Raw genomic sequence first — 25,666 nt, 5'->3', positions numbered from 1 at the left:
GCGACAACGTGGGCGACGTGGCCGGCATGGGAGCCGACCTGTTCGATTCCAATGTAGCCGCCATGGCCGCCACCATCGTCATCGCCCTTTCCCTGGGCGAGGTGCCCTTCCTGTTCTGCGTCACCACGCTGGGCCTGCTGGCCTCTGTTGTGGGCGTGCTGTGCGCCCGCCTGGGCAAAAACGGGAATCCTTCCCGCGCGCTGAACGGCGGCACCTATCTCACCTGCGGTGTGTTCGCGGCGCTCACTTTCATCGCCTGCCTTGCTTCCGGCTTTGAGCTGCGCCTCTGGGGCGCGGCCATGGTGGGTATGCTGGCGGGTGTCATCATCGGCATCACCTCCGATTTCTTCACGGGCGACGACAAGAAGCCCGTTGCCAAGGTGGCCGAGGCCTGCCAGAGCGGCCCGGCGTTCACCATCCTCTCCGGTTTTTCCTATGGGCTTTTGTCCGCGCTGCCCGCGCTGGTGGGCATTGGGCTTGCGGCGCTCATTTCCTACAAGCTGTGCGCGCCCCTGGGCGCAGGGTATGAGATGCTGGGCGTCTCCTGTGCGGCCATCGGCATGCTTTCCATCGTGGGCATGATCATCTCCAGCGACGCCTACGGCCCCATCGTGGACAACGCCCGGGGCGTGGCGGAAATGGCGGACCTTGGCGATGAGGTTCTGGAGATCACCGACGAGCTGGATGCAGCCGGCAACACCGCAAAGGCCATCACCAAGGGCTTTTCCATCGGCGCGGCGGGCCTGACCGTCATCGCCCTGCTGGGCGCGTTCCGCGAGGTGGTCCAGGCTGCGGGCGTGGAGATCACGTTCGACCTGATGGACCCGCTGGTGTTCTTCGGCATGCTGGTGGGCGCAGCCATCCCGGCCGTGTTCTCGGCCATGCTCATTATGGGCGTAAACCGCAACTCCCAGCTGATGGTGAAAGAGATCCACCGCCAGTTCAAAGAGATCCCCGGCCTGAAGGAAGGCACCGGCAAACCGGATTATGCGCGCTGCATCGATATTTCCACGCTGGGCGCCATCCGTGAACTGGTCCCCGCGGGCCTTACAGCCATTGCCGCCACGCTGCTGGTGGGCTTCATCGGCGGCGTGCAGGCCATCGGCGGGTACCTGACAGGCAACATCATCTCTGGCCTGCTGCTGGCGCTTTTGATGAGCAATGCGGGCGGCCTGTGGGACAACGCGAAAAAGTACATTGAATCCGGCCACTTCGGCGGCAAGGGCAGCGACGCACACAAGGCCGCTGTCATCGGCGACACCGTGGGCGATCCGTTCAAGGACACCGCCGGGCCGTCCATCAACACACAGATCACCGTCGTTTCGCTGGTCAGTTCTCTGGCGGCGGTTTTGTTCCTCACCTATTCCATCTTTTAAAGCAAGCGCAAAAAGAGGCCCCGGCTGCTGCCGGGGCCTCTTTTTTACGGAGCAGCAGCTTACAGGTCGTCTACCAGAGCGGTGCTTTTCGCATAGGCCGTGCTCTTTGCCTCAAAGAAATCCGTTTTCACCAGGTTGGCGTTGGAATACTGGCTCACCCAGGCCATGTTGGCCGGCTCGGCCTCATAACCCTCATACAGCGTGCCGAAGCCCAGGCTCGTCCAGCGCAGATTGCCCAGATACCTGATATAATCCGTCACCATCTGCCGCGTCAGGCCGGGGATCGCGTCGCCGATGACATAATGGCCCCACGCGGTCTCCTGCCGCACGCCCTCCTCCAGCAGCTCGCGCATCATGCGCACGTTTTCCGTACCGAACAGCTCGGGCTGTTCTTTCTGCAGCTCCAGGATGATATTGCGGAACAGCCACAGATGGGTGTTCTCGTCCCGGTTGATATAGCGGATCTCTTGTGCGGAGCCGGGCATCTTGCCGTTGCGGCTGAGGTTGTAGAAAAACATGAAGCCGGAGTAGAAATACACGCCTTCCAGAATGTAGTTCGCCATCAGCGCCCTGAGCAGCGCTTCGGGGCTTTTCTCGCGCTGGAACGCATTGTAGCATTCCCCGATGAACGTGTTGCGACGCAGCAGATGCTCGTCGGTTTTCCACTGGTAAAGGATATTGTCACGCTGTGTGGGGCTGCAGATGGTGTCCAGCATATAGCTGTAACTCTGGCTGTGGACACATTCCTGGAATGTCTGGATGTTGAGGCACAGATTCACCTCGTTGGCTGTGATGTATTCGCCGAGGTTCGGCAGGTTCGCCGTCTGGATGGAGTCCAGAAACACCAGAAAACTGAGTATTTTATCGTAGGCCGTGCGCTCGGCCGCGTCCAGGCGCGGGTAATCCTTCACGTCCTGCGCCAGGCTGATCTCCTCCGGGATCCAGAAATTGTTCATGGCCTGACGGTACCAGCCGCTCACCCACGAATACCGCATGTTGTTAAAATCGTTCAGATTGGTCGTATTGCCGCCGATCATCCGCCGCAGCCGGACGTCGGTGTCTCCGTCCGGGTTGAACAGCGGTTTTTTTGCCAGCATCTCCATCGCTCTTTCTCCTCTTCCCGCCCCGGTACGGGGCCTTTGTTCTTCCTGTCCGTTCCGCCCGCAGAGGGCTGCTTCAGGAGGAGCAGCTCTCGCATTCCTCCACCTCCAGCGATTTGGAGCGCACATAGTATACGGTCTTGACGCCGCACTCCCAGGCCAGCACATACAGCTCCAGCACCTGCCGCAGCGTATATTCGTTGGTGATGTACAGGTTCACGCTCTGGGCCTGGTCGATATGGCGCTGGCGCACGCCGCAGGCGCGCACGCTCCACTTCTGGTCAATGGTATGGGCGTTTTTGTAGTACCAATAGGTATCTATGGAAAGCTCCGGCGCAACGCGGGGCAGCATGCCTCCCTTTTTCTCCTCCAGGAAAAAACGCTTCATCAGCGGGTCCACACCAGCGGTGGTGCCGGAAAGGATGCTGGTGGAACTGGTTGGCGCAACGGCCAGCAGGTACGCGTTGCGCATGCCCTGCGCCGCCACCTTCTGCGCCAGCGCACGCCATTCCGGCGAGGTATAGCCCCGCTTTTCAAAATAGGCGCCGGTCTGCCAGTCGCTGCCTTCAAAATAGACGTAACTTCCTTTTTCCGCCGCAAGGTCCGCGCTGGCCTCCACGGCCGCGCGGTTGATGCGTTCAAACACATCGTCCGCAAAGGCCAGATGCTCGCCGCTCTCCCACCGGATGCCGCGCTTGGCCAGCATGTGGTGGTAGCCGGACACCCCCAGCCCGATGCTGCGGTAGCGCCGGTTCGTCAGCTCCGCATAGGGCAGCGGATAGAAATTCAGGTCGATGACATTGTCCAGCGCACGCACAGCGGTGCGCACGGTGTCCCGCAGCACTGCGTCGTCCTCCACAGGCAGATGTCCAAGAGAGAGACTGGCAAGGTTGCACACCACAAACTCGCCCGGGCGCGTGGTGGTGACGACCACAGTGTCGCCGTCCCGTGTTTCCACCTCCCGGCTCACGGTCTCGATGGGCGCCATGTTCTGAGCGATCTCCGTGCACAGGTTGGAGCAGTAAATCACACCCTTATGGCTGTTGGGGTTCGCGCGGTTGACGGCGTCCCGGTTGAAAGCAAAGGGCGTGCCTGTCTCTACGGCGGATCTGAGGATGAGGCGCACCAGTTCCTTGACCGTGACCACACGTTTGGAGATGCGCGCGTCCGCCACACAGTCGCGGTAACGGCGCTCCCACTCCGCGCCGGTGTAATCCTCCAGCGCATAGCCCTTTACCGTCAGCACCTCATGGGGGCACAGCAGCGCCCATTCGGCGTCGATGTCCTCTTTGGCCAGCTTCCAGAACAGGTCCGGATAGCACACTGCCGGGAACACGTCGTGGGCTTTCATGCGGTCGTCCCCGTTGTTGGTGCGAAGCTGCAAAAACTCCGGCAGGTCCTTGTGCCAGGCGTCCAGATACACGGCCACAGCGCCCTGGCGCATGCCCAGCTGGTCTACCGCTACGGCGGTGTCGTTCACCAGGCGGATCCACCGCACCACACCTCCGGCCGCGCCCTCAAAGCCGCGTATGCTGCCGCCCGCCGCGCGCACCTTTCCGAAATACATGCCCATGCCACCGCCGTATTTGCTTACCTGTGCAAAGTTGTCGATGCTTCGGTAAATGCCTTCCAGGCTGTCCGGCACCGTATCGATGAAGCAGCTGGAGAGCTGATGATAGGGCTTGCGCGCATTGGACAGCGTGGGCGTGGCCATCGTCACATGCATCCGGCTGAGCATATCGTAAAATTTCTGTACCCAAGCCATGCGGTCCCGCTTTTCACGCATGGCCAGATGCAGTGCGATGCCCAGAAACATCTCCTGCGGAGTCTCCAGCGGAGCGTGGGCCCGGTCGTGGATGACATATCGCTTGAGCAGCAGGTCCAGCCCGGAGTATGTAAACAGCTCATCCCGCTCCGGCCGCAGAAAATTCTGCGCCTGCTCGATCTCTTCCCGGCTGTAATGCGCCAGGATGTATTCGCCGTACAGCCCCTCGTCCGTCAGGCGGCGCAGCTTGTCGTACAAGCCGCCGATGCCCCGCTTGCGCAGCTGCTCCTCCAGGCTGCGGCCAAACCGTGCATTGAGCAGGCGCGCCGCGATGAATTCCCAGCGCGGGGCCTCCTGGCTCGTCAGCTCCACAGCCGCCTTCACCAGCGCCTCCAGCGCCGCGTCCGCGCCCATGCCCGGCTTGACAAAGCTCTGAAACTTTGTGTTCAGCACGGTCAGCGCATACGCCTCGCCGGGGAAATCCTTTTCGATCTTGGCCAGCACGCCGTCCAGTGCCGGAACGCCCGCCGCCTGAGCCATGGCGCGCCGCGCCGCGCGCTGCTCGTTGCGCCGGTGCCGGTACAAAATATACCGCTTTGCTTCCTCGTAACGGCCGTTTTCCATCAGCACCCGTTCCACAGCGTCCTGTATGTCCTCCACGGCCCAACCGCCGTCTTTGTGCTCCATTTCCTTTTCCACCGCGCGCAGCAGGCGTTCCATCTCCTCCCGGCTCGTCCCGGCCGCCGTTTCGCGGAAGGCCTTGCCCATGGCCGTGATGATCTTCTCCGGCTCGTAGGGCCGCACCGTGCCGTCGCGTTTGATGATGTTCCTCATCAGGTCCCCTTCTTCCGTTTGTATTATACTATTTTAGTATAATATGGAAACAGTCTTCCGTCAACAGCAAAATCCCGCCGAAGGAAAAAAAGCCGCCTGCCCCGACGGGGCAGACGGTTCCGCATCAAATATCATCCGTTTTTCTGTACGGGCTCTCCCTCTGCAATGCGCAGCATCCGGTAACCCACGCCCACATGGGTCTGGATGTATTTTGGCTGTGCCGGCACCGGTTCGATCTTTTTGCGCAGCGTAGCCATGAACACACGCAGCGAAGGCGTATCCCCCGGCAGGGCGCTGCCCCACACCTCCTTCAAAATGAAGTTGTGCGTGAGCACCTTGCCCACGTTCTTTGCCAGCAGGCACAGCAGCTTGTACTCGATGGGGGTGAGGTGCACCTCCTGCCCGGCCAGATAGGTGCAGCCCGCGGCATAATCGATCTTCAGCTCACCATTGGTAAACACCGCCTCGGGCGCGCCCGCGTGTCCGCTGTCCTGCCGCGCGCGGCGCAGCGCAACACGCAGGCGGGCCAGCAGCTCGTCCACGCTGAAGGGCTTTGTCAGATAATCGTCTGCACCGGCATCCAGAGCGTCGATCTTGTCCCTGTCTTCACTGCGGGCGCTGATGACGATGATGGGCATGCCCGACCAGCCGCGCACCTTTTCGATGATGGCAATGCCGTCCATATCCGGCAGGCCCAGATCCAGCAGCATCACATCCGGCTGAAAGGAAACAGCCTCCAGCAGCGCCTCGCTGCCTTTTTCCGCCGTGTGGTACTGGTAATTCTGCGTCTCCAGTGTAGTGGTGATCAGGTTGCGCACGGCCTTGTCGTCCTCCACCACCAGTATTTTTGCTTTGTTCATAGCTTTATCTCCTCTGCTTGCAGGGTAAAAAAGAATACGGAGCCGTGGGGCTCGTTGGCCCGCATGCCGATCTCCCCGCCGTGCGCCTCCACAATGGACTTGCACAGCGCCAGGCCCAGGCCCAACCCCCGCCGTCCGTCGCCGCGGTCGTTGCCCGCGGTATAGAACATCTGGAACAGCCTGCCCTGTGCCTCCTGCGGAATGCCGGGGCCTGTATCCGCGATCTCCACCCGCACCGTGTCTCCCTCGCGGCGCGCGCTGAGGGTTATGTCCGTACCGGGCGGCGTGTATTTGACGGCGTTGTTCACGATATTGATGATGACCTGCGTGATCAGGCGGGAATCCATCTTCGCCATCAGCAGGTCGTCCTCGATATCCACACGGATGGGATACTCGGCGCTGCGCCGGTTCAGATGCTGCAGCGCCTCGCCCGCCACCTCCTCCAGCAGCTCGGGCTGGATGCGGAGGTCCAGCCCGCCGTTTTCCAGCCGGGTGATGGAAAGCAGATTTTCCACAAGCTGGACGAGCCACATGGAGTCGTCGTAGATATCGGCATACAGGCGCTGTTTTTTCGCCTCATCCAGCACGCTGGAATTCTCCATCAGTACGCCCGCGTTGCCCGAGATGCTGGTGAGCGGGGTTCGCAGGTCATGGGAGATGGTGCGCAGCAGGTTCGCCCGCAGCTGCTCCTGCTGGGCCTGCAGTTCCGCGTCCGATTTTTCGCGGGCGATGCGCTCTTTTTCCAGCGCCAGCGCGCATTCGTTTAGCAGCGCCGCCATCAGGTTTCTGTCAAAATCATCCGGAATGTGTCCCTTCCGCAGGGCAACGCCCGCCACGGCCAGCGGCGGAACAGACGCACCCACGGCCAGATACAGGCATTCCGCATCCGGGCAGGCGGCCGTACGGGCCCCCGCCTGGCCGCCGCAGCGCAGCACGGTCCGGGCGGCACGCAGCTCCCGTTCCGTTGTACAGGGCGCGGCCTCCGTCCCTTGCGCGTCGCAAACCAGAGGAGGCTGCAGCGCGCCGTCCCGCACCGGATACAGTGAAACGCCCGCACGCAGCAGGCGGGAAAGATGCTCTGCCGCCGCGGTGAATATCTGCTGTTCTCCCTCCGCGCGCTGGAGCGCCTGGCTGGTCTCCAGCAGGACTTCGCTGCGGTGCGCCTTGCGCGCCGCCTGGCGCGCCTGTGTTTTCACCCGCATGGTCAGCGTGCTGGTGATGCACGCGGCAATGAACATCACAAGAAACGTGACCGAATACCGGCTCACATCATTGAACTTAAGCGTAAAGCGCGGCACGGTAAACAGATAATTGAAAACCAGCACGCTTGCAACAGCCGCAGAAATGCCGTACACCCGTCCGTCTGTGGCCAACGCCGTACACAGCACGGCGAGCAGATATACCGTAACGATATTTGCCTCGGTGATGCCCGCTTTGTAAAAAAGCAGCCCGACGAGGGAGGCCGCGCACAGAATGCCCGCCGTCCTGCCCATATCCCGCCAGGAAAGCGTCAGCGCCCCCTCCATACGCAGGCGTCCTGTTTCTTGTTCTGCACCGCACCGTCCGAACATCCGGGTCCCCTTTCTTCCGCAAGCCGGCCGGGCCCTGCCCGGCGCCTTCGATCCATCTCATTATAGCGTTTTCCGAACGGAATGTCAGTATCCGCAGTTTTGCACGGCATAAAGATTTTTTCTCTGATGTTAAAACCATATTAAGAAGCTGTTTCTCCGTGTGCCGCACGGTTGACCCGCTGCATAAAAAAACCGTGCGTGTATGGAACACGCACGGTTCTTCTCCTCTGCTTTTATTTTTTCTCGGTACCCAGCAGCGCCGCGCCGATGATGCCTGCGTCTCCTGCAAGGCTGGCGGCCACAATGCGCGGCTGCTTTGCGCTGCCGCGCGCATAGCCGTATTTTCCCACGTAGGCGCGCACCGGCGCCATTACGGCCTCGCCCTCGCGGCTGATGCCGCCGCCCACGCACAGCACCTCGGGCTGGAAGATATTGACGATGCTCGTGATGCCCACGCACAGGTAATGCACATATCCGTCCACCACTGCTTTCGCGGACGCGTCGCCCCGGCGCATGGCGTCGAACGCCGTGCGGCCGTTCACCAGCTGCTCGCTGCCGCCGGCCTGCTCCCACAGCAGGCTGTCCGGCGCGGCCCGCATGGCGGCCCGCGTCTGTGCGATGAGCGCCGTAACGCTGCCGTACTGCTCAAAGCAGCCGCGCAGGCCGCAGTTGCACGGTTCACCGTTCATATCGATGACAAAGTGGCCCAGCTCGCCCGCGGCCCAGTTGCAGCCCGTGACGATGCGGCTGTCTTCAATGATGCCGCCGCCTACGCCCGTGCCCAGCGTCACCATCACCATACTGGAGCAGCCCCTGCCAACGCCCGCCCGGTATTCGCCCCAGGCCGCCGCATTGGCGTCGTTGTCCACATAGACGGGCAGGCCCAGACGGGTGCGCAGCATCGCGCCCAAAGGCATATTATAGAATTCCAGATTGTTGGCATATTCCACTACGCCCGTATCTTTGTCCACACTGCCGGGCGCGCCCACGCCGATCCACGCCATCTGCTCCAGCGGCGTCTGCGCCGCCTGCGCCAGACTGCGGCACAGCGCGGCGATGCGGTCCGCAATTTCATCCGGCGTGCACGGCATGCCGGTTTTGACGCTCTGTGTGTGCACCAGACGGCCGTCCAGCGTGGCGACGCCCCCCGCGATGTTGGTGCCGCCCAGGTCAATGCCGATACAGTATTCCATCTTCCGTTTTCCTCCTCTGTAAACAACGGCGCGCAGAACAGTACGTTCTGCGCGCATCGTATTTGGCTTATCTGCCCGCCCAGGCACGCATGACGGCAAGGTCACGCGCGGCTGTTTCGGGGGCGATCTCCTCGCGCAGCAGCGCCACGCCGGGCTTATGCTGCGCCAGCCAGCGCATGATGTTATCATAACACATCACGCCCTCTCCCAGCAAGGCCGGGGCCAGCGCTCCGTCCTTTACCACAGCGTCTTTTACGTGAACGGCCGCGATATCGGGGCCAAACGCGGCCAGCGCCTCGTCCCACAGCGCCGCCTGCGTTTCGATCCGAGCGGGCGTGAGCAGGTTCACCGCGTCGAAAATAGCCGCAAGGCCCCCGCCGCGGAACTCCTGAAGCAGCCGGGCCGCCAGGGCCGGGCTGTTGAGCGTATGGGCCGCAACCGGCTCCACCGCAACGGTCACACCCAGCTTCGCCGCATCGTTCAGCATGGCGTCCACGCTGCGGCGCAGGATATCATAAGCCGCCGGGCGCTCCTGCTCCGGCCCGGAAAAAAGCGTCGTCTCGGTGCCGACGCAGCCCGCCCCCAGCTCCGCCGCACAGCGCAGCCCCAAGCGGAACGTATCCAGCTGCGCCTTGCGCGCAGCCTCATCGGGCAGCGACGGCTCGATATAGCACCCCAGCACGGCGATATCAATGTGGTGTTCCCGGAAAGCCGCGCCGATCTCGCGCAGCAGGCCGTCCGTCACCTGCGCATAGCTCTCCACCCCGGCAATGGCCTTTGGGATGGCCAGCTGCGCCGCCTCGACGCCCTGGGCCGCCATTTTTTCCGCCAGCCGCACAGGCGGCAGGCACCCGAAATCATGCGCGCGGATACCGATCTTCATGATATTTCCTCCTTCGGTTGCAGCGCCCCCGCATAGCCGCAAAGGGCGGAGCCGTCAGTTCTTCTGCTGCTCTTTCCCATGCCCGCGTGAAAAGGCCAGGAAGGTGATGATGAACGCCGCCATGGCCAGCGGCAGCACATAGATGCTGACGCCGTAGCCCAGCGTATCCACAAGGCGGCCGAAGCCGACGTTGAACAGAATATCAAACAGCGACGCGACACTGATGATGGTGCCGGCCGCGCCCGCCACCTGCCCATGCGGAAAAAACAGGCGGATGCTCATGACCAGCGTGGGATACAGGATGGAAAGGAAAAAGCCGCTGGCCGCCCAAAGCGGCATTGCCGCCGCGCCGCCCACAACACCCGCGATGTACAGCACCGCAGAGAGCGAGCCGAAGACGCCCATGCTCTTGAGGATGCCCAGCCTGTCCACCAGCGGCGAAAGCACCAGACGGCCCAGCATCACGCCGCCGAAAAACACGGCCAGGTAGTTGGATGCTTTGGCCTGCTCCATTCCGAGGCCCGCGGTGGCGTAGGCCACCAGCCAGTTCATCACACCGTGCTCGGCGATGAAATAAAAACCGAACACAAAGACGAGCGGCAGCGCGGCCCTGTTTTTCAGCACGCCGGACTGACGCTTTGCCGGATGCGGGCCATCCGCCCGCGGGCCGGGCACCGTGCTGAACGCCAGCAGCAGCACCGCCGCGGCCCCCAGCGCCAGCAGCACTAGGTTCGTCTTGTGCCAGAAGCCGATATCCGTGGCATAACGCCCCAGCAGAGACTGGCTGCCGCTGGTGCCGATGCCCTGTGTAAAAAACAGAAGATTCACAAAAAACGCGGGCGACGACGCGAACAGCAGCGGCGTGACGAGATTCAGCGTCGTGTTCAGCAGCGTAGACGCGCCCATGGCGCAGAACATACCCGCCAGCAGCAGATAGTAATTATCTGTGAAGGCGAACACTGCCAGCGCCGCCATCCAGATGCCCGTCAGCGCCAGCAGCGCTTTTTTCTTTTCAAACCGTTCAATGACGTTGCCGCCCACCAGAAGGAACACCAGGTTGCCAATGTAGCTCACCGTGACGATGAGCCCCAATTGCGTGGCCGAAAGTGCAAAATGGCTGCTGAATACCGGCGAGAAAATACCGCGCAGGCTGTCGCTGGAGCCGAGCCCCACCATCAGCATAACAAAGGCCGCAAAGGTCAGGCGTGTGTGCTTCATACCCTACCCCTTCCGCGCGTCAGGCTTCTTCGCCCGCTTCCATCAGGAACAGCATGGCCATGGCCTGCCCGTAAGGCATCTGCCGCAGCGGGATCTGCTTGTAGAAATCCTTTGTCTCCCGGCCCATGGCGGTACCGTAGGACACCTGGTCCACAATACCGTCCTCGCGGATGCATTTAAGAATGGGGGCGAGCGCCTTTTTGGCATTCTCCGCATAGGCGGCGTCCACAAGGCCCATATGCACGGCCTTCAGGATACCATAGCCGAAGCCGCTGGTGGCGCTGGCCTCCACGTAGGACGTGGGGTCGTCGATCAGCGTATGCCACATGCCGTTGCCGTCCTGGTATTTTGCCAGCGAGGCGATCTGATTTTCCAGCGCGTTCACAAGGATGCGGCGGGCAGGCTGCCCGACGGGCAGCATTTCCAGCAGCAGCGGGATGGCGATGGTGACCCAGCAGTTTCCGCGGCCCCAGAATGCGCCCGCGAAGTTGTGGTTGCCATGGAACGTAAACCCATGATACCACAACCCTGTTTTTTTGTCAGCCAGATATTTCGTATGCAGCAAAAATTGATAGACCGCTTCATCGGTGTAGTCCTGCCGGCCCAGGATACGGCCCATGTTGGCCAGTACCAGAACCGTCATGAACAGCGTGTCATCCCACAGTTCGCCGTCGTTGAGCGTATCGGACGTGATGTGCTGAAAGCCGCCTTCCTTTGTTTTGGGAAGGCTGTCCATGACCCACTGGGCCCACTCTTTGCACACCGCGCCGTAAGTCTCGTCGCCGGTGTATTCATATAAATAGGACAACGCCAGGACGGGCGCCATGGTGTTGATGTTTTTGCCGGGCAGGCCGTCTGCGATGCGCGCGTCGTAATATTCCCGCAACGTCGCCAGATACCGCCCGTCTTTCGTGCGCTCGAACAGCTTCCACAGGCCGTACAGGCCCACGCCCTGCGTCCACTCCCAAAGCTGGTACTTTGAGATGTCGTCTCCCGCGAGATTGTTTTTCTCCATGTTTTTCAGGAAAATATCGTCCGGCTCGTACAGCACCTTTTTAAAGCTGCCGACGCACAGCTCCAGCTTGCGCGCTACCTCCTGCTCCTGCATGCACCAAAACTCCTTTGCTTTGTTGTATCCGCCCCGCTGTGGCGGACCTTCCTAACCTGTTTGATGTTTTTCCCGCGCCCGGAGCCGCTCTTCCGGCGGCGGTGCGCAAACAGATTTTAGGCAGATAACCAGTATCCGCCCTGAAATACATCAAAAATATGGTCAACTTTACAGCATCAGTATAGCACAGGCAAAATAACAAAAACCACTTGCTTTTTGCCTTTATTCGCATTTCTATTTGCATTTTTTGCGTTTTGCGATATAATGGGGATGAAAACCGGCAGCCCGGCGGCCGCCGGCTCCCAAACGGGCCGCAGACAGCGCAAAAGGAGGCTCCGCGCATGTATTACAATGCACCGCTGCTTTACGAGCAGGCCTATTCCATTACCATCAACAACGCCGAAGCGCCGCTGTATTATTTTTTCGATTACGACGAGCGCTCTTACAACATCAATATGGAGTTCCAGCATTTCCATCAGTTTTACGAGGTGCACATCCTGCTGGACGGCAAAGCGTCTCATATCATCGAGGGCGATTATTACGCGCTGCAGCCCTATGATATCGTGTTTCTGCGCCCGGCGCTGCTGCACAAAACGGAATATCCCGTGGGCGCGCCGCGTAAGCGCCTAATCATCAATTTCGCCATTCCCGCGGACACGCCGTGCCTGGGCGGCATGCTGCGCCAGGCGCTGGCACCCTTTGATGCGGAGGTTCCCATCTACCGCCTGGGCGATGCAGAGCGCGCCTCCGCCTTCGGCTACCTGAACGATATTTTCACGCTGGGCAAGCAGCCCCGCACGCCGCTGACAGAGCTTGCCATCCACAGCAAATTTGTGGAATTCCTGTGTGCCGTCGCACAGGCCTGCCCGCGCAACACCTATGTGCCCCAGGAATTCGACGATTCCATCACCCACAAGATCTACTCCATCACCAGCTATATCCACAGCAATTATGCGCAGGAGCTCTCGCTGGATTATATCTCCAAAAAATTTTTCATCAGCCCGTACTACCTGTCCCACCAGTTCAAAAGCGTCACGGGCTTCACGCTCATCAATTACATCCAGATGACGCGTGTGCGCAACGCCCAGCAGCTTTTGCTGTACACGGATATGAAAATCGCAGACATCACGGCGCACTGCGGCTTCACCAGCTTTTCCCAGTTCAACCGCGTGTTCAATAAATTCTGCCACACCTCTCCTTCCCAGTTCCGGCTGAACGGGAGCGCCGGCATCACGCCCGCCAACAATTACATCCAGCTTCCGGCGGAGTCCCGGGAGGCCTGACAAAACGGCATTCTTACACCAGAAGGCCCCGCCCGCCGCGCACAGCGGCCTTCGGCGGTCGCTTCGCTCTACACGCCTCGGCACTGGCCGTGCGGGGCGTCGCGGGGTTGTTTTAAATTTTGGGCGGCATTCGCCGCGTGGCCTGCACTTTGCTGCGCAAAGATGCATGGCTTTGCCACCGCCAGCTTTTTCCCCGGACTCTTCTTTTACTTCTTTACTTTTTTTCGACGACCTGGAAGGCCCCGCCCGTCCGCAGCAGATGCGGACGGGCGGGGCCTTGTTCTGCACGGAAGCTTCACACCGCGTATGCAGGGGTCATTCCGGCCGCAGCTCCACCACGGCGTTTTTCAGCCCGTGCGGCACCGTGACCTCCCACGCGCCGGGCGCGCGCTCGGTGCAGGGCAGCACTGTGCCGCCCAAAACGGCGCGCACGCGTGTGCCGGGGCACAGCGCCGCCAGCACCAGCGCATCCCGCGCACAATCCCGGGTGGAAAGTTCCAGCGTGCAGGCCGTACAGTTCTTTGTAAAGGATGCGCGCTCCAGCCACACGTCAAAACCGCAGTTCACCGTGCCGGGCTGGAAATACGCGCACGCCCACAGATACACCGGACACGACAGCCCGCCGAACTGGTGGAACCAGCCCCCGCGCCCCGTGGCGATGTTGATCATTTCAAAGGTGTCGTAGCTGTCGTCCACCTCCCGCTTCCATGCCTCCAGCGCCGTGCGCGCGATGTCCCATGCGAACGCGCCCTCGCCCAGGTCCAGCATGGTTTTCCAGAAAAACCACTGGTGCGAGAACCACACCGCGCCGTTCCAATAGCCGTCATCCCGGTAATAAGCCGCGGACATGTCCACGGCTGTGAGCCCAACGGGTGAGAACAGCTCCTTTGTGCTTTTCAGATGCGCCAGCGCCGTGCTTTGCTGCCGTGCCGTACATGCGCCCGCCACCAGCGGATAAACACCGTCCAGCCCCTTGTTTGCGTTCTCGCCCGCGTCCGTACGCAGAAAGCCCTGCGGCCTTCCTTCGTCATCGTGCAGCACATAGCTGAAGTAGCCGCATTCCCCGTCCCAGGCGCACTGCAGCGCGGCGGAAAGCCGCTCGATGTCCCGCCCGCAGCGCTCCTCGTCCTTCACGAGCCCCAGGCGCCGCGCGCTCTGGCGCAGGATCTTCGCCGCGCGGATGACATGGGCGGTGAACAGGACGGGTGCGGCGCGGCCCGAAAGGCCCTTCGCATGCATCAGCACCTGTGCCGCATAGTCGTCCATTCCGCTGGCGTTGTAGAAATAATCGTAATTCGTCAGCAGGCCGCTTGCAAAGCGCGCGGTCGTGGAGCCTTCGCCCCGTCCGGCCAAAAATTCGTAATACCGCCGCATCGCCGGATACAGCCGCAGCAGCCCGGCCTTATCCTGCGCGCGCGCCAGCAGGTCCTGGTACAGGTAAAACTGCACCGGAACCAGCGAGCCGTGGTGCACAAAGGCAAAATCGCTGTTTTCCGGGCCGGAAAGATACTGCTCCAGCACGCGGCGGCCCAGCTCTGCGTCCGCCTGTGCCAGGCCCAGGCCGATGAAGCCGGAGTCCCATGTGTAGAAAGAATCCCACCGCTTTCCCGGCGTATAATGCGCCACCATTTCACCCCTGCGGTACAAAGGATAAACGACATTCGTCAGCGCGGCGGCGCGCAGGCACCGCACCGACAGCCGGTAACGCCTGCCCGCCGGGTTGAAGGCCGGCAGCTTTGCCCGGCGCTTGCCCGCGCGGAACACCTGCTCCAGTGCCTGCGGCGTGTCCGTCCGGGGCGTGGCCGAGAGCACGGCGTATTCTGTATGGCAGGCCCCGGGCTGCAGGAACAGCCCGCTCACCAGCAGGTTTTGATACCAGCCCGGGTCACTGTGCTTGCGCCGGAACGAACCGGAAAACGGGTTCAGCACATCGTCGAAGGTATGGTCCGGGTTGGACAGGCGGGAGATGAGCGCATCCTCCAGAGAGCCGGTCTCCAGCAGGCGCTCCCGCCGCCTTTCGCCGTATACGCGCACACAGAACGCCTCGTCCACACCGGCATAGCGCAGGCGGTACTGCCCGTCCCTTTCCCGTTCCAATACGGGCCTGGCATCCGGCTCCTGTGTGCACACACCGACGGCAGCCGCCCGGGCGCGGGCCGTCACCGCAAAAAAATCCAGCTCCACGCCCGCGCCGCCGGTACCGCGCGCCGTCAGCGTGAGCGCAAGCTCCCCCGGCGGCACCGCGCCCAGCGGGAACGAAACAAACGCGGGCGCGCCGCTGGGCGGAAAGGACAGCGGACCGAACGCAGTATCGAACACCACCGGCTCCGCCGAAGCGCCCCTTTCTCCGTGCCCGCCCTGCGGCGGTACGGTACGGTATCGCACCGTGAGCGCGGCATCCTCAAACCCGGGAACGGCGACGCGGTAGCCCACAGCATCCCCGGCCTGCGCGCCAAAGGGACGCAGGCCCGCAAGGCGCGGCATGTGGGCGTGAGGCACGCGGTCGCCCAGGCCGTGGCCGTCTGTGAACGCCTCGTCGCGGAACTCACCTTTTTGGAGCGCGTCGGGCGCAAGGCCGTCCCACGGGCGCGGCTGCGCGTAAGTATAGGAAGCATAGTCCAGCGCATGCCAGCGGACCGCGCCCTCCGGCAGAACGGGCAGCGTCCGCCGCGCAGCCGGGTATTCCAGCGCGCAGAAATAGTTGAGCATACAATTTCGGGGCAGCTCTGTCCGGTTGTGGAACCGCGTGCGCACGCCCCACGCGTTTTCATCCAGGCGAAAAAACGCAATGCTCGCGTACAGCCTGTCCTTGGGCAGCAGCTCGCAGCGGTAGCTGTAAAACGAGCCGTCCGGCGCGGCCTGCCACGGATGATACCCACAGGGAAACGTGGTGTTTGGAACGGGCACCGCACCGTTCACGCAGGTGGGGTGAACGACAAGGTCGAACCGCGCGCCCGGCACCTGCGCCCGCGGAACGATTTTGGAAAGGCCCAGATATTTTTTGGAATACGGCCCATACAGAGGGACGTTCGCGCCTGTTTCCATCACGCGTCCTCCCCGGTGTGGTACAGCGCCTCGGCCAGCATCAGGATGGCCATGGCCTGCCCGTATGTCATGGGACAGACGGGGATATCCTTATAAAACTGTGCGTCATTGCCCACAGGCGTGCCGTAGGAAACGCCGCCCACGATGCCCGCGGCATCCACGCGGGCCAGCACGGCCTGCACGGCGCGCAGGGCCGGCGCCTCATACTGCGCGGGCAAAAAGCCCAGACGGACGCCCTTGAGCATTCCGTAGGCAAACGCCGCCGTGGCCGAGCTTTCCTTATAAGACGCCGGGTCGTCCAAGATCGTATGCCACATGCCGTCCCCCGCCTGGCAGGCGCACAGCGCGTCCACCTGGGCGCGGAAGGTGTCGAGAAAATACTGCCGCAGCCCCGGCTCGATGGGGATAAGGCCGATCAGCTCCATGATGCCGCAGGTGTACCAGGAGTTTCCGCGTGCCCAATGCACACGGCCGTAGTTGTGGCGTCCCTTGAAGTCGTATCCATGGAAATACAGCCCGCAGCTTGTGTCATACAGATACTTGATGTGGACCAGGCACTGGCGCTTTGCTTCCTCCACATAGTCCTTGCGGCCGAACACCACGCCTGCTTTGGCCAGGAACAGCACCGTCATGAACAGTGTGTCGATAAGCATCTGGCTGTCGTTGGCGTCGCCGGTGATCATGTGCTGAAACGCGCCGTCGCCCGTGCGGATGAGCCCGTGCATCACCCACTCGGCCCAATCCCGGCACAGCGCGCCGTAGCGTTCGTCCTGTGTGTCCTCGTACACGCACAGCAGCGTGAGCATGGGGCAGGTCGTGTTGACGTTGCGCTCGGGCAGGCCCTCGGCCATGCGCGCGTCATACCAGCCGCACAGGAAATCGAACGTCCCGCGGTCTCCCGTCAGCTTATAATAATTGTAAAGGCCGTACAGGCCCACGCCCTGCGGCCATTCCCACAGGTTGATGTCGATGAGGCCAATGGGGTACTTTTCCTCAAAGCCCGTATTTTCCAGATGCATCATCGCGGCCGATACCTTTTTGAGCGCCGCGTGCAGGGTCTTCTGGTCCAGCATATTCTTTCCTCCTATGCCTGCGCATCCGCGGCAGGCTGTTGTTTTTCCCGCAGCTCCAGCACGCCGTACTGGTCGCTGCCGCCGTATTCCATTGCCGCGCCGTTCACCGAAAGACGTTCGTTCCAGCCGCTGCGCAGCACTCCGTATACCGGGTCCTCAAAGCGGCAGGCAAGCCGCTGGGCGTCCACCTCCAGCGGCGCAGCCAGCATGGCCGTGATGAACGCCGCAAAGCTGGGGAATTCATCCGTCTGCGCGGCGCGCACCAGCCACACGCAGCGGCGGCCGGGCGCAATGAACTCACGCTCGGCGTTCGGGCCGAAGCGCTGGGCCGTGAGCCCGGCCGAGCAATAGACCGCACAGTAGGCGTCTCCCTCCTGCGCAAACACCCAGGGACCCTGTACGCGGCACAGATAAAATTCCATTGTGGGCAGATACAGATGCGTGAAATCCACCGGGTGTTCCGGCGCGATATCATAAAACACCGTGGCGAAGCCTTTGTACTGGTTGACACGGGGCAGCGTGCCGTTGCCCGCCCAATAGGACGGACGCCCCTTGCCGTACAGCGCCCGCTCACCCGGATGGCTGATCCAGAGCTGCGCCGTGGGTGTGAATGTGAGCTGCAGCGGATTTTCCTGATAGCCCGGCTTTCCGGGCCGGAAATCCGCCGCGCTTGTCATCAGATAGCCCGACGTTTTATAGGTATAAAGATCTACGTGCTTCTGATAACCATGCGTGGAGCGGCACACAAGCTCAAAACCCGGCTCTACATTGAAATAGGCCGCATAGTCCCGCGGCGGCTCGTAATCCGACAGGCAAAGGGAAACCACGCCCTTGCCCGCGTGGCCCGGAGTGCCGCAGCCATAGCCGATCCAGCTCATGAACGATGTGCAGTTGGACCAGTTTCCGAACTGCTCCTTGAGGTACGTGCGTCCGGAGGACCCTGCGAAAAAGCCTTTGCGGCTGTGTACGGCCAGCAGATAAAACACATAGTCCATGCCCCGTTTTGCCAGTGCCCGCAGCTCTCCGTCCTGCGTCCAGGCATAGAGGCTGGCCAGGCCCAGCAGGTCGATGGGCAGGTAAGCGCTGGAGTTCCATTCCGTAAAGCCCTCGTTTAAAAATCCCCGGAACCATTCCAGCAGCAGGCCCTTCGCTTTCTGCTGCATCTGTAGGCCCGTCATGCCGCTGTTGGAAAAGGTCTCCGACGGATACAGCTCCCCGGCCAGCAGCTGACAGGTATGAAACATCAGCGCGTGGTTCTCACTGTAAAACCACATCACGTCGTCGCCCGGTTCATCCATCCAGTAACGGAAGTTCAGGATGCACGCCCGCATGGCGCGCTCCAGCTCCGGCGAGAGCAGGCCGGCGCCCTGTGCGCCCCAGGCCCGCAGGATATGCGGAAAATAAACGAGGTAAAAATCACTGCAGTCGCACCGGCGGTCTACAAAGCGCACCTGCGCGGCAATGAGGCGCTGCGCCTCGTCCGGGCTGCCGCCCGTTGCCAGCAGCGCCACGGCCCGGTTGGTGTTCTGCTCGCCGAAGTGCGCCAGGAATTCCAGCGCCTGCCGCTTGCGCCCGGCCACGGTGTCCGCCGCATGGGGCAGCAGAGCCGAGGCGTGCGTTTCCACGGTGATGGGGCGGGTGATGGCTATTCCCTCCACCACAGCGGTGGCCTGCAGCAGAAGAAATCCGAACGGGAACTCGGCGCAGTCCCCCAGGGACGCCCGTGTCTGCCCGGGGGCAAAATCCGCTGTGCGCGTGAACAGCACGCCCGCCTGCTCGTTTTCCTCCGTAGCGCCCTCCAGCGTTACATGCAGCGTCTGCTGGGCGAAAGGATTTTCACACCGCAGACTGACGGGGCCCGCCGCATAATGGTTGCGGCTGAAGCAAAGGCTGCGCATGGCCTGCTCGCCCTGCTCCAGCAGCGTAGGGTTCGCCGCGCCCACCGGCACGCGCTGCTCCGGCGGCGCATCCGTTCCCTGCCAGCACAAACGCAGCAGGAACGCCGCGTCCCGCTCGGCCAGGTCATCAAAAAACACCAGCACGCTGTTTCTGCCCTTGCGCAGCGTCAGCTCCAGCGGCGTATCCGCGGGGATGTTGCGGGTGAAGGGCGTAAATTCCAGCACCTTCTCGCCGTTCAGCCACACGGCTGCTCCGCCGCAGGTCGTAAAGAGGAACGGCGCGGGGCCGTCCTCGTCCGCCCAAAGCTCGGTATACGCCCAGGCGCGGATATGCGTGGGCGCGTCCCATCCGCCGGAGATGTCAAGGCTGATGTCGTCGAAGGGCCAGTACACGGCAAACGTCTGGGGCGACGCGCCGTCTCCAACGCGGCCGCCGGGCACCGGCTCGCATACAGCGGGCAGCGCGGCGGGGCGTGCCCGGCGCGCGCGTACGAATTCTGTCTTGCAGGGATTTTCATGAACGGAAAATCCCTTTTTCAGCCACAGGTTGATATCCCCGTGCAGCGTCACCGGTGTGAAATGCACGGGCGTCTGGGCAATGCCGCTGACGAGCCAGCGGTTGACGTATCGCCCCAGAAACAGCGGAAACTTTAAATATGCCACAGCCTATTCCTCCTCCAAAAGCGCATCCACTTCCATGCGCGTGATATGGGCCGCCATGCCGATGAGGCCGTCGTCCGCGCTGGCCGGACGGCGCACCCGCACCGGCGAGAGGCACAGCTCCTCCAGCCTGGCGTTCAGCGCGTCCAGAAGCGCGTCGCCCAGCAGCTCGGCTACCTCGCCGCCCAGCACCACGGTGCTGCAGTCCAGCACATGCGTCAGGTTGGCGATGCAAAGCGCCAGGGGCTTCGTCACCTGGGCCGCCATCTGCGCCAGAAGCGCGGGCGGGATCTGACTGCGGCGGGAAAAACGGTCCAGGGCGAACTGCTGCTCCAGCACATGGTAACCGATGCGCTGCTCCAGGCAGCCCGCTGCGCGGGCCGTGCGCTTATAATCCTCGAAAAACACATTGTAGCCGATCTCGCCGCATTTGTTCGTTTCGCCCCGTCGCAGGCGGCCGTCCAGCATGACCCCCGCACCCACGCCCGTTCCCGCCGAAACATACACAAGGTCCCGCGCACGGCAAAGCTCATGCTCGCCCATGCACTGGGCGTTGGTGTCGTTTTCCACATAAACGGGCACGCCGAACTTCTGCGTCATCCCGTCCATCCACGGGCCGATCTCCACCGGCCCGAACACACCGATGGCGGGCGCGTAATCCAGCACGCGGCGCGCGGGGTCATACGTCCCGGGCAGCGTGACGCCCACGCCGATCAGCCGTGCAGGGTCTGCTCCGGCAGCGTGCAGCAGGCTGCTCACCAGCCCGTCGCGCACCTCGGCCAGAAACGCGCCGAAATCCTGCGCCGTGCGTGTTTTCTGCCTGTGGAGCACACGGCCGGAGATGTCCACCAGCCCCATGGAGAGAAACGAACCTTCCAGCGCGAACACTGCCGAAAATCGGCCCGGCCCGTTGATGGCCAGCAGCTGCGGCCGGCGTCCCACGCCGGCCGCACCCTCGCCGGCCTCCACCACAAGGCCCCGCTCCACAAGGTACGACACGATCTTGATGACGGTGGGCGGGCTGATGCCCGTTTCCTTGACGATCTGCGCTTTGGAAGTTGCTCCCCGTTCCCGAATAAAATCATATACGACATGGCGGTTCATGCCCTTCAGGTGCGCAGCGGTGTACTGCGGCTTTTCCATTCCGCATGTCTCCCTTCCCGTTTGCCGTGCGAAAACGCCCCGCCCATCCGGGCGGGGCGTTTTCAAACACGCTGCGGTATGACCGCTTCTTTTCTGCTTATTGGGCCCAGCCGGATTTCTCGGCCAGAGCGGCGGCGAAATCATTGAGGGCTTCCTCAGCCGTCATGTCGCCGTTCACCGCCTGCTTCAGAGCATCGCGGTACTCATTGTCCAGATAGTTTCTCCACATGGAGGATTCGTCCACGCTGAACAGGGTAGTCGTCTGGCCGACTTCCGCCTGCAGGACCGTGTAGTCCGCGGCAGCCTTCTCGTCGGCGGGCTGGTACGTCACGCCCGTCAGAGAGGACAGGCCCTTGTCCAGATCGAGGTAGTAAGAGAAGTTTTCCTCCTCATAGAACCACTTGATGAAGGAGAGCGCCAGATCTTTGTTGGCGGAGTTCTCGGGCACGGCCAGACCGGAGCCGCCCAGAATCGCGGAACCGCTCACAGAGCCGACCGGAGAAGGCATAACGCCCCATTCAAAGCCGGTGATGTCCGTGGTGAATGCATTGTAGTTCCAGGAACCGGAGAAGTACATGCCCACGTCGCCGTTCTTGAAGTAATCGCCGGGGTTGTCGGTGGAGCCGCCGGCCCAGATGGCCTTGGGCATAATGCCCTCGTTGTTCTTGTCCACGAAGGTCTGCAGGGTGTCGATATTGGCCTGGCTGTTGATGGCGACCTTGAAGGAATCGCCGTCCTTTTCCACCATGGAGCCGCCGTTCATATACATCAGGTTGTCATAACGGGCGCGGGAGAAATCCACGGCCATGCCGTACTTCACGCCGCCGTCGGCCATCAGCTTCGCAGCGGCCTCGTACACTTCATCCATCGTCCAGCGGTCGTCCACAGTGGGAACCTCCAGGCCGGCGGCCTCGAAAGCGTCCTTGTTGTAGAACACGTTGGTGATGGTGAACTGCAGGGGCAGGCAGGAGAGCTTGTCGGAGTTATATTCCTGGCTGATGATCTCCAGTGCCATCGGCTCGAAGATCGAGGTGTCGACGACCTGGCCCAGATCCACAAACTCATCCGGATACAGACGGCTCAGACGCGTGGTGGAAACGAGGTCGGGCAGGTCCTTGTTCTTGGCCATGAGGGGGAACTTGGTGAGCTGGTCGTCGTAGGGAATGACCATGAGCTCCACGCTGTTGCCGGTCTCCTCGGCCCATTTATTCAATGTCGTGGTGAAGGAATCGCCGCTGCTGGGCTCCTCGGAAAGCATGACCTTCAGCGTCTGGCCCGTAGGCGCCTCGGCAGAGCCGGACGCCGCCGTGGAACCGGAAGCCGCAGGCGTGCTGCTGGAACTGCCGCCGCATGCGACGAGCATAAGCGCCATGGCGGCAACAAGAAGCAGGGAAAATGCCTTTTTCATACGTTAAACCTCCTAAAGATTACCGCTGCGCCCTGTGGGCGCAGGTTTTTTCCTCAAAACAGCGGAACGCGCATCTCCCGGGAAGCATGTGCCGCCGCCGTTTTTCTGTGCCTTAAGTATAGCATTCGCCATTTCGCGGAAACTACTCCTATTTTGCTGTGTTGCTTCAGATTGTATTGCATTTTTTGCTTTGCATTTTTCATCTTGGGCAAAATGCATCAAGCATTTTGTTCAAAATTGGTAATAATCCCAATCAAAATCTATCAAATCTGTGTGCGTTTTGCAGCAAAGCGCTTGGCAAAGCCCGTTTCACGGGAAAAGGCAAAGAAAAAAATGCAATATCGCGTTGTCATAATTTCGTAACCTTTCTATGTCCCTACAGATAAAAGACGCAAAAGCGGAGCCGCGGCAGGCCCTCTTCTGCGTCTTTTGTGTTTTTTATATAAAGTAAGTTATATTATAAACAGAGATCCGCCTGCTCCCCGGCGCACCTGTCCGGATGCGGCATGGCGTGGCCGAACGCGCCGTAATGGCCGCAGCACTGCGCGGCAAATACGCTCGCCTTCTGCGCTGCGTCCGCCAGATCCCCGCCGCCCGCGTGGTATTCCGCAAGAAATGCCGCAATGAACGCATCGCCCGCGCCCAGCGCGTCCACCACGTCTGCACGCACACACTCCTGCCTGTGCTCACGCCCCTGCTCCAGCAGATAAGAACCGCGCACGCCCATCGTCACCACGACCGTGCGCGCTCCGGCGTCCAGCGCAGTGCGGGCCAGCGCCCGCACCTCTTCCTCGCTGGCGGCACCGCCGGAAAAGAAAGCAAACCGCAGCAGCGGGCAGAGCTGGGCGATGTTCACCCGGTCGTACTCGCCGGAAAAGTCCAGAGAGAGCGGCACCCGGCGGCTGATGGCCGGGTGGTAGGCATCCAGCCAGCTGTGGATGCTGGTGTGCGCCAGGTCGTACTGCTCCATCATGGCGTAGTCGCCGGGCGTCAGGCACAGCAGCGCCTGGTACTGCGCGGTCTCCCGGCCGTTGTTGCCCACAAAGTGGCGGTCGCCCGCCTCGTCCAGCTCGATGTAATTGCGCGCGCTGACGCCGTGCATCACACGCACGCGGCTGATATCCACGCCTTCCTCCCGCAGGGCGGAGGCAAAATGCAACCCCGCGCCGTCGTCGGCCAGCACGCCGATATAGGCCGCCGCGCTCCCGTCGTAGCGGCGGGCCAGCACGGGCACATTGACGCTGTTGCCCCCCGGGTACAGCTCCTGCCGCCAGCGGTAATCGTCCAGCACGTTGTCTCCTATGCCAAGCAGCTTCATCAGTATTTTTCCACCCCCATGTACCGGCGCGAGGAAATAGGATGTCCCATCGCATAGGACATCTCGTCGCAATACAGCGCGGCCAGACGGTTGAGCACCAGTGCGGATACCGGCGCGCGCAGCCAGCCGGGATAAGCCTCGAGGTCCAGCGCGGCCGCGTCCAGCACCGTCAGCTTCCCGGTCTTGCGCTGTAAAAACTTCACCGCGCGTTCCTCCAGGGCCCGCGTTTTTCCCAGCCCCAACAGCGCAAACACCGCGGCCGTATCATCCACGGCCTCAAACGCACCGTGGAAAAACTCGCCCGCGTGCAGCGGCGAGGAGTGCTTCCACAGGGATTCCATCACCAGGCAGTTCGTCAGCACATAGCCTACGCAGGCGTCCAGGCCCGCCGCAATGGAATAGAGGATGGGTTCCCCAGCGTATTTTGCGCCGAACGCCCGGGCCGCGGGGCGGTAGGCCGCGCACGCTTCGTCGAAGGTATCCTGCAGGCGCAGCATGGCCGCGTTCACTTCCGGCAGGCGGCCCGTGCCGTTCCACACATCCAGCAGCGCGTAGGTCAGCTTGTATACCTCGGGAAAGATTGTCAGCACCGCGGGATACGGGGACGCCGGGTCGTCGAAGTAATAAACGATATGGTCCGCCGCCTGCTCCAGAGCCGAACCGGGCGTGGTGGTGAACGCCGCCGTCAGCGCGCCGCGCCCGGCGGCCAGCCGTGCCGCCGCGGCGGTCTCCGGCGTGCCGCCGCTTTGGGAATTGAGCACCACCAGGCTCTTTTCACCCAGGCGCGCGGGGGGATCGTTCAAAAACTCCGCCGCCGTATAGGCCCCGGTGCTCACCGCCGCCGTTTCGCGCTCAAGGATATACTTGCCCGGGTACAGCGTGGCCAGCGAACCGCCGCAGGCCACAAAATAGACGTTTTCCACAGCGCGGGCCGCCACAGCCTGCTGTACTGCTTTTACCTGGCCGTCCACCAGTGCGATCTTTTCTTCATGCATCGTTCCTCTGCTCCCTTGCTTTTTGATTTTGTCCGTATCTGCATTTGCACTTCAATTACTAAAGTTTGTTTAGTAATTTGTCTTCACTATAGCACAACGCGGCCGGGAGCGCAAGCCCTCCTGCAAAAAAATTTATTCTCCGCCCCGCGGCGGCCGCTTTCCCCTTTGACCGCCGGACACAGGGATGGTATGATTATCATAACTTTTGGATATCTGTGCGCGCCGCGGCGCGCGGGAGGGCCGTATGGAACCATATCTTCCGAATTATCTCAAGGGAAAAAACCGCCGCCTCGTGTTCGACCTGCTGCGTGAGCGCGGCCAGATGAGCCGCGCGGAGATCACCCGGGACACGGGCATGAGCTTCCCCACCGCAATGAAGGTAGTAGACGCCTTTCTGGAAAAGGGCCTGCTGGTGGAGCTGGATGAAACCGGCCCCGCGGCCGGCGCCGGGCGGAAGGGGCGCCTGCTGCGCTTTGAGCCGGGAGCTTACCGCGCTGTGGGCGTGGAATGCGAGGGCCGCTTTGCCCGCGTGGGGCTGGCGGATATGGCGGGCGGCGTGCAGGCGCGGGAAACCATCGAGCTGGGCGATTTCGCACGCACGCGGGACCTTTCCCCCCTTGCGGCGGCCATCCGGCGCATGTGCGCTGCGGCAAACGGCGCTCCTGTTCTGGGCGTGTGCATCGGCTTTCCCGCCAACCTGGACCCGGACGCGGCGGCCATCGTCAGCTACGCGGCCATGGACATCCAGCAGCCCACCTCCTTTGCGCAGGTATTCCCCGCGTTCTGGCGGGAAGTGGAGCTGCCCGTCTATCTGGAAAACGACGCGAACCTCGCCTGCGAGGGCGAGGCATTCCTGCGGCGCGGCGCGGGCGGAGCGGCCAATATGCTTTATCTGTCCATCGGCTCGGGCTGCGGCGGCGCGGTGCGCCTGGACG

At 62.1% G+C, this 25,666-nt stretch carries 18 protein-coding genes; 3 read left to right on the top strand and 15 right to left on the bottom strand.

Annotated elements, in window-relative coordinates:
* Positions 1-1,376, top strand: a 1,376-nt coding sequence (locus IIY41_RS04695) for a sodium-translocating pyrophosphatase (RefSeq protein WP_287399988.1), incomplete at its 5' end; no start/stop codon positions are given.
* A gap of 59 nt (positions 1,377-1,435) precedes the next feature.
* On the opposite strand, the gene IIY41_RS04690 is transcribed toward IIY41_RS04695, so the two are convergent.
* The 8 genes from IIY41_RS04690 to bglB (IIY41_RS04655) form a co-directional block, all read right to left on the bottom strand.
* Entirely contained in the window at positions 1,436-2,479 is a 1,044-nt protein-coding gene (locus IIY41_RS04690) for a ribonucleotide-diphosphate reductase subunit beta (RefSeq protein ID WP_117461480.1), read from the bottom strand.
* Positions 2,480-2,552: 73 nt separating this feature from the next.
* A complete protein-coding gene (locus IIY41_RS04685) occupies positions 2,553-5,075 on the bottom strand; it encodes a ribonucleoside-diphosphate reductase subunit alpha (RefSeq protein WP_287399986.1) in 2,523 nt (840 codons plus the stop codon).
* 131 nt (positions 5,076-5,206) lie between these two features.
* Positions 5,207-5,935: a response regulator gene (locus IIY41_RS04680; RefSeq protein WP_009322431.1), complete on the bottom strand. Its 729-nt coding sequence runs from the start codon at positions 5,933-5,935 to the stop codon at positions 5,207-5,209.
* Positions 5,932-7,461 (bottom strand): ATP-binding protein, encoded by a 1,530-nt coding sequence (locus IIY41_RS04675; RefSeq protein ID WP_165858861.1) that lies wholly within the window; start codon positions 7,459-7,461, stop codon positions 5,932-5,934. The genes IIY41_RS04680 and IIY41_RS04675 overlap by 4 nt, the downstream gene beginning before the upstream one ends.
* A 278-nt stretch (positions 7,462-7,739) precedes the next feature.
* Positions 7,740-8,699 carry an ROK family protein gene (locus IIY41_RS04670; RefSeq protein ID WP_009322429.1) on the bottom strand — a complete coding sequence of 320 codons (960 nt, stop codon included), beginning with the start codon at positions 8,697-8,699 and terminating at the stop codon, positions 7,740-7,742.
* Positions 8,700-8,766: 67 nt separating this feature from the next.
* Positions 8,767-9,582: a sugar phosphate isomerase/epimerase family protein gene (locus tag IIY41_RS04665; protein ID WP_009322428.1), complete on the bottom strand. Its 816-nt coding sequence runs from the start codon at positions 9,580-9,582 to the stop codon at positions 8,767-8,769.
* Positions 9,583-9,636: 54 nt separating this feature from the next.
* A complete protein-coding gene (locus tag IIY41_RS04660) occupies positions 9,637-10,800 on the bottom strand; it encodes an MFS transporter (RefSeq protein WP_119981292.1) in 1,164 nt (387 codons plus the stop codon).
* A 19-nt stretch (positions 10,801-10,819) separates the two neighbouring features.
* Positions 10,820-11,908: a beta-galactosidase BglB gene (bglB, locus tag IIY41_RS04655; protein ID WP_009322426.1), complete on the bottom strand. Its 1,089-nt coding sequence runs from the start codon at positions 11,906-11,908 to the stop codon at positions 10,820-10,822.
* 341 nt (positions 11,909-12,249) lie between these two features.
* Here bglB (IIY41_RS04655) and IIY41_RS04650 point away from each other — a divergent pair, with 341 nt between their 5' ends.
* Positions 12,250-13,191 carry a helix-turn-helix transcriptional regulator gene (locus IIY41_RS04650; protein WP_009322425.1) on the top strand — a complete coding sequence of 314 codons (942 nt, stop codon included), beginning with the start codon at positions 12,250-12,252 and terminating at the stop codon, positions 13,189-13,191.
* A 315-nt stretch (positions 13,192-13,506) separates the two neighbouring features.
* Here the strand turns inward: IIY41_RS04650 and IIY41_RS04645 are convergent, their stop codons facing one another.
* The 7 genes from IIY41_RS04645 to IIY41_RS04615 form a co-directional block, all read right to left on the bottom strand.
* The gene (locus IIY41_RS04645) at positions 13,507-16,236 is read right to left on the bottom strand and encodes an MGH1-like glycoside hydrolase domain-containing protein (RefSeq protein ID WP_278886392.1); all 2,730 of its coding nucleotides are present in this window, start codon (positions 16,234-16,236) and stop codon (positions 13,507-13,509) included.
* On the bottom strand, positions 16,236-17,309 hold the full coding sequence (bglB, locus tag IIY41_RS04640) for a beta-galactosidase BglB (RefSeq protein ID WP_009322423.1): 1,074 nt from the start codon (positions 17,307-17,309) through the stop codon (positions 16,236-16,238). Before bglB (IIY41_RS04640) ends, IIY41_RS04645 begins: the two co-directional genes overlap by 1 nt.
* Positions 17,310-17,320: 11 nt before the next feature.
* On the bottom strand, positions 17,321-19,870 hold the full coding sequence (locus tag IIY41_RS04635; RefSeq protein ID WP_287399978.1) for a hypothetical protein: 2,550 nt from the start codon (positions 19,868-19,870) through the stop codon (positions 17,321-17,323).
* 3 nt (positions 19,871-19,873) lie between these two features.
* Complete coding sequence (locus tag IIY41_RS04630; RefSeq protein ID WP_009322421.1) at positions 19,874-21,010, bottom strand: ROK family transcriptional regulator; 1,137 nt, start codon at positions 21,008-21,010, stop codon at positions 19,874-19,876.
* A gap of 97 nt (positions 21,011-21,107) precedes the next feature.
* A complete protein-coding gene (locus IIY41_RS04625) occupies positions 21,108-22,418 on the bottom strand; it encodes an ABC transporter substrate-binding protein (protein WP_055079709.1) in 1,311 nt (436 codons plus the stop codon).
* A gap of 457 nt (positions 22,419-22,875) precedes the next feature.
* Positions 22,876-23,736: a PfkB family carbohydrate kinase gene (locus tag IIY41_RS04620; RefSeq protein WP_055079708.1), complete on the bottom strand. Its 861-nt coding sequence runs from the start codon at positions 23,734-23,736 to the stop codon at positions 22,876-22,878.
* Positions 23,736-24,731: an SIS domain-containing protein gene (locus IIY41_RS04615; protein ID WP_058723019.1), complete on the bottom strand. Its 996-nt coding sequence runs from the start codon at positions 24,729-24,731 to the stop codon at positions 23,736-23,738. The genes IIY41_RS04620 and IIY41_RS04615 overlap by 1 nt, the downstream gene beginning before the upstream one ends.
* 244 nt (positions 24,732-24,975) lie before the next feature.
* On the opposite strand from IIY41_RS04615, the gene IIY41_RS04610 reads away from it, so the two are divergent.
* Positions 24,976-25,666: ROK family protein (locus tag IIY41_RS04610; protein ID WP_287399975.1), on the top strand; the 691-nt coding region annotated here is incomplete at its 3' end.

It is taken from the genome of Ruthenibacterium sp. (genome assembly GCF_017421385.1).
GTDB classification, from domain to species: Bacteria; Bacillota; Clostridia; order Oscillospirales; family Ruminococcaceae; genus Ruthenibacterium; species Ruthenibacterium lactatiformans.
This window is presented reverse-complemented; position numbering and strand designations above follow the sequence as displayed.

What these genes read in the sequence shown, in the direction of transcription:
- IIY41_RS04660 (WP_119981292.1), bottom strand. Translation starts at nt 10,800, where the DNA reads ATGAAGCACACACGCCTGACCTTTGCGGCCTTTGTTATGCTGATGGTG.
- IIY41_RS04625 (WP_055079709.1), bottom strand. Translation starts at nt 22,418, where the DNA reads ATGAAAAAGGCATTTTCCCTGCTTCTTGTTGCCGCCATGGCGCTTATG.
- IIY41_RS04645 (WP_278886392.1), bottom strand. Translation starts at nt 16,236, where the DNA reads ATGGAAACAGGCGCGAACGTCCCTCTGTATGGGCCGTATTCCAAAAAA.
- bglB (WP_009322423.1), bottom strand. Translation starts at nt 17,309, where the DNA reads ATGCTGGACCAGAAGACCCTGCACGCGGCGCTCAAAAAGGTATCGGCC.
- IIY41_RS04615 (WP_058723019.1), bottom strand. Translation starts at nt 24,731, where the DNA reads ATGCATGAAGAAAAGATCGCACTGGTGGACGGCCAGGTAAAAGCAGTA.
- bglB (WP_009322426.1), bottom strand. Translation starts at nt 11,908, where the DNA reads ATGCAGGAGCAGGAGGTAGCGCGCAAGCTGGAGCTGTGCGTCGGCAGC.
- IIY41_RS04670 (WP_009322429.1), bottom strand. Translation starts at nt 8,699, where the DNA reads ATGGAATACTGTATCGGCATTGACCTGGGCGGCACCAACATCGCGGGG.
- IIY41_RS04680 (WP_009322431.1), bottom strand. Translation starts at nt 5,935, where the DNA reads ATGAACAAAGCAAAAATACTGGTGGTGGAGGACGACAAGGCCGTGCGC.
- IIY41_RS04690 (WP_117461480.1), bottom strand. Translation starts at nt 2,479, where the DNA reads ATGGAGATGCTGGCAAAAAAACCGCTGTTCAACCCGGACGGAGACACC.
- IIY41_RS04620 (WP_055079708.1), bottom strand. Translation starts at nt 23,736, where the DNA reads ATGAAGCTGCTTGGCATAGGAGACAACGTGCTGGACGATTACCGCTGG.
- IIY41_RS04675 (WP_165858861.1), bottom strand. Translation starts at nt 7,461, where the DNA reads ATGGAGGGGGCGCTGACGCTTTCCTGGCGGGATATGGGCAGGACGGCG.
- IIY41_RS04665 (WP_009322428.1), bottom strand. Translation starts at nt 9,582, where the DNA reads ATGAAGATCGGTATCCGCGCGCATGATTTCGGGTGCCTGCCGCCTGTG.
- IIY41_RS04630 (WP_009322421.1), bottom strand. Translation starts at nt 21,010, where the DNA reads ATGGAAAAGCCGCAGTACACCGCTGCGCACCTGAAGGGCATGAACCGC.
- IIY41_RS04650 (WP_009322425.1), top strand. Translation starts at nt 12,250, where the DNA reads ATGTATTACAATGCACCGCTGCTTTACGAGCAGGCCTATTCCATTACC.
- IIY41_RS04685 (WP_287399986.1), bottom strand. Translation starts at nt 5,075, where the DNA reads ATGAGGAACATCATCAAACGCGACGGCACGGTGCGGCCCTACGAGCCG.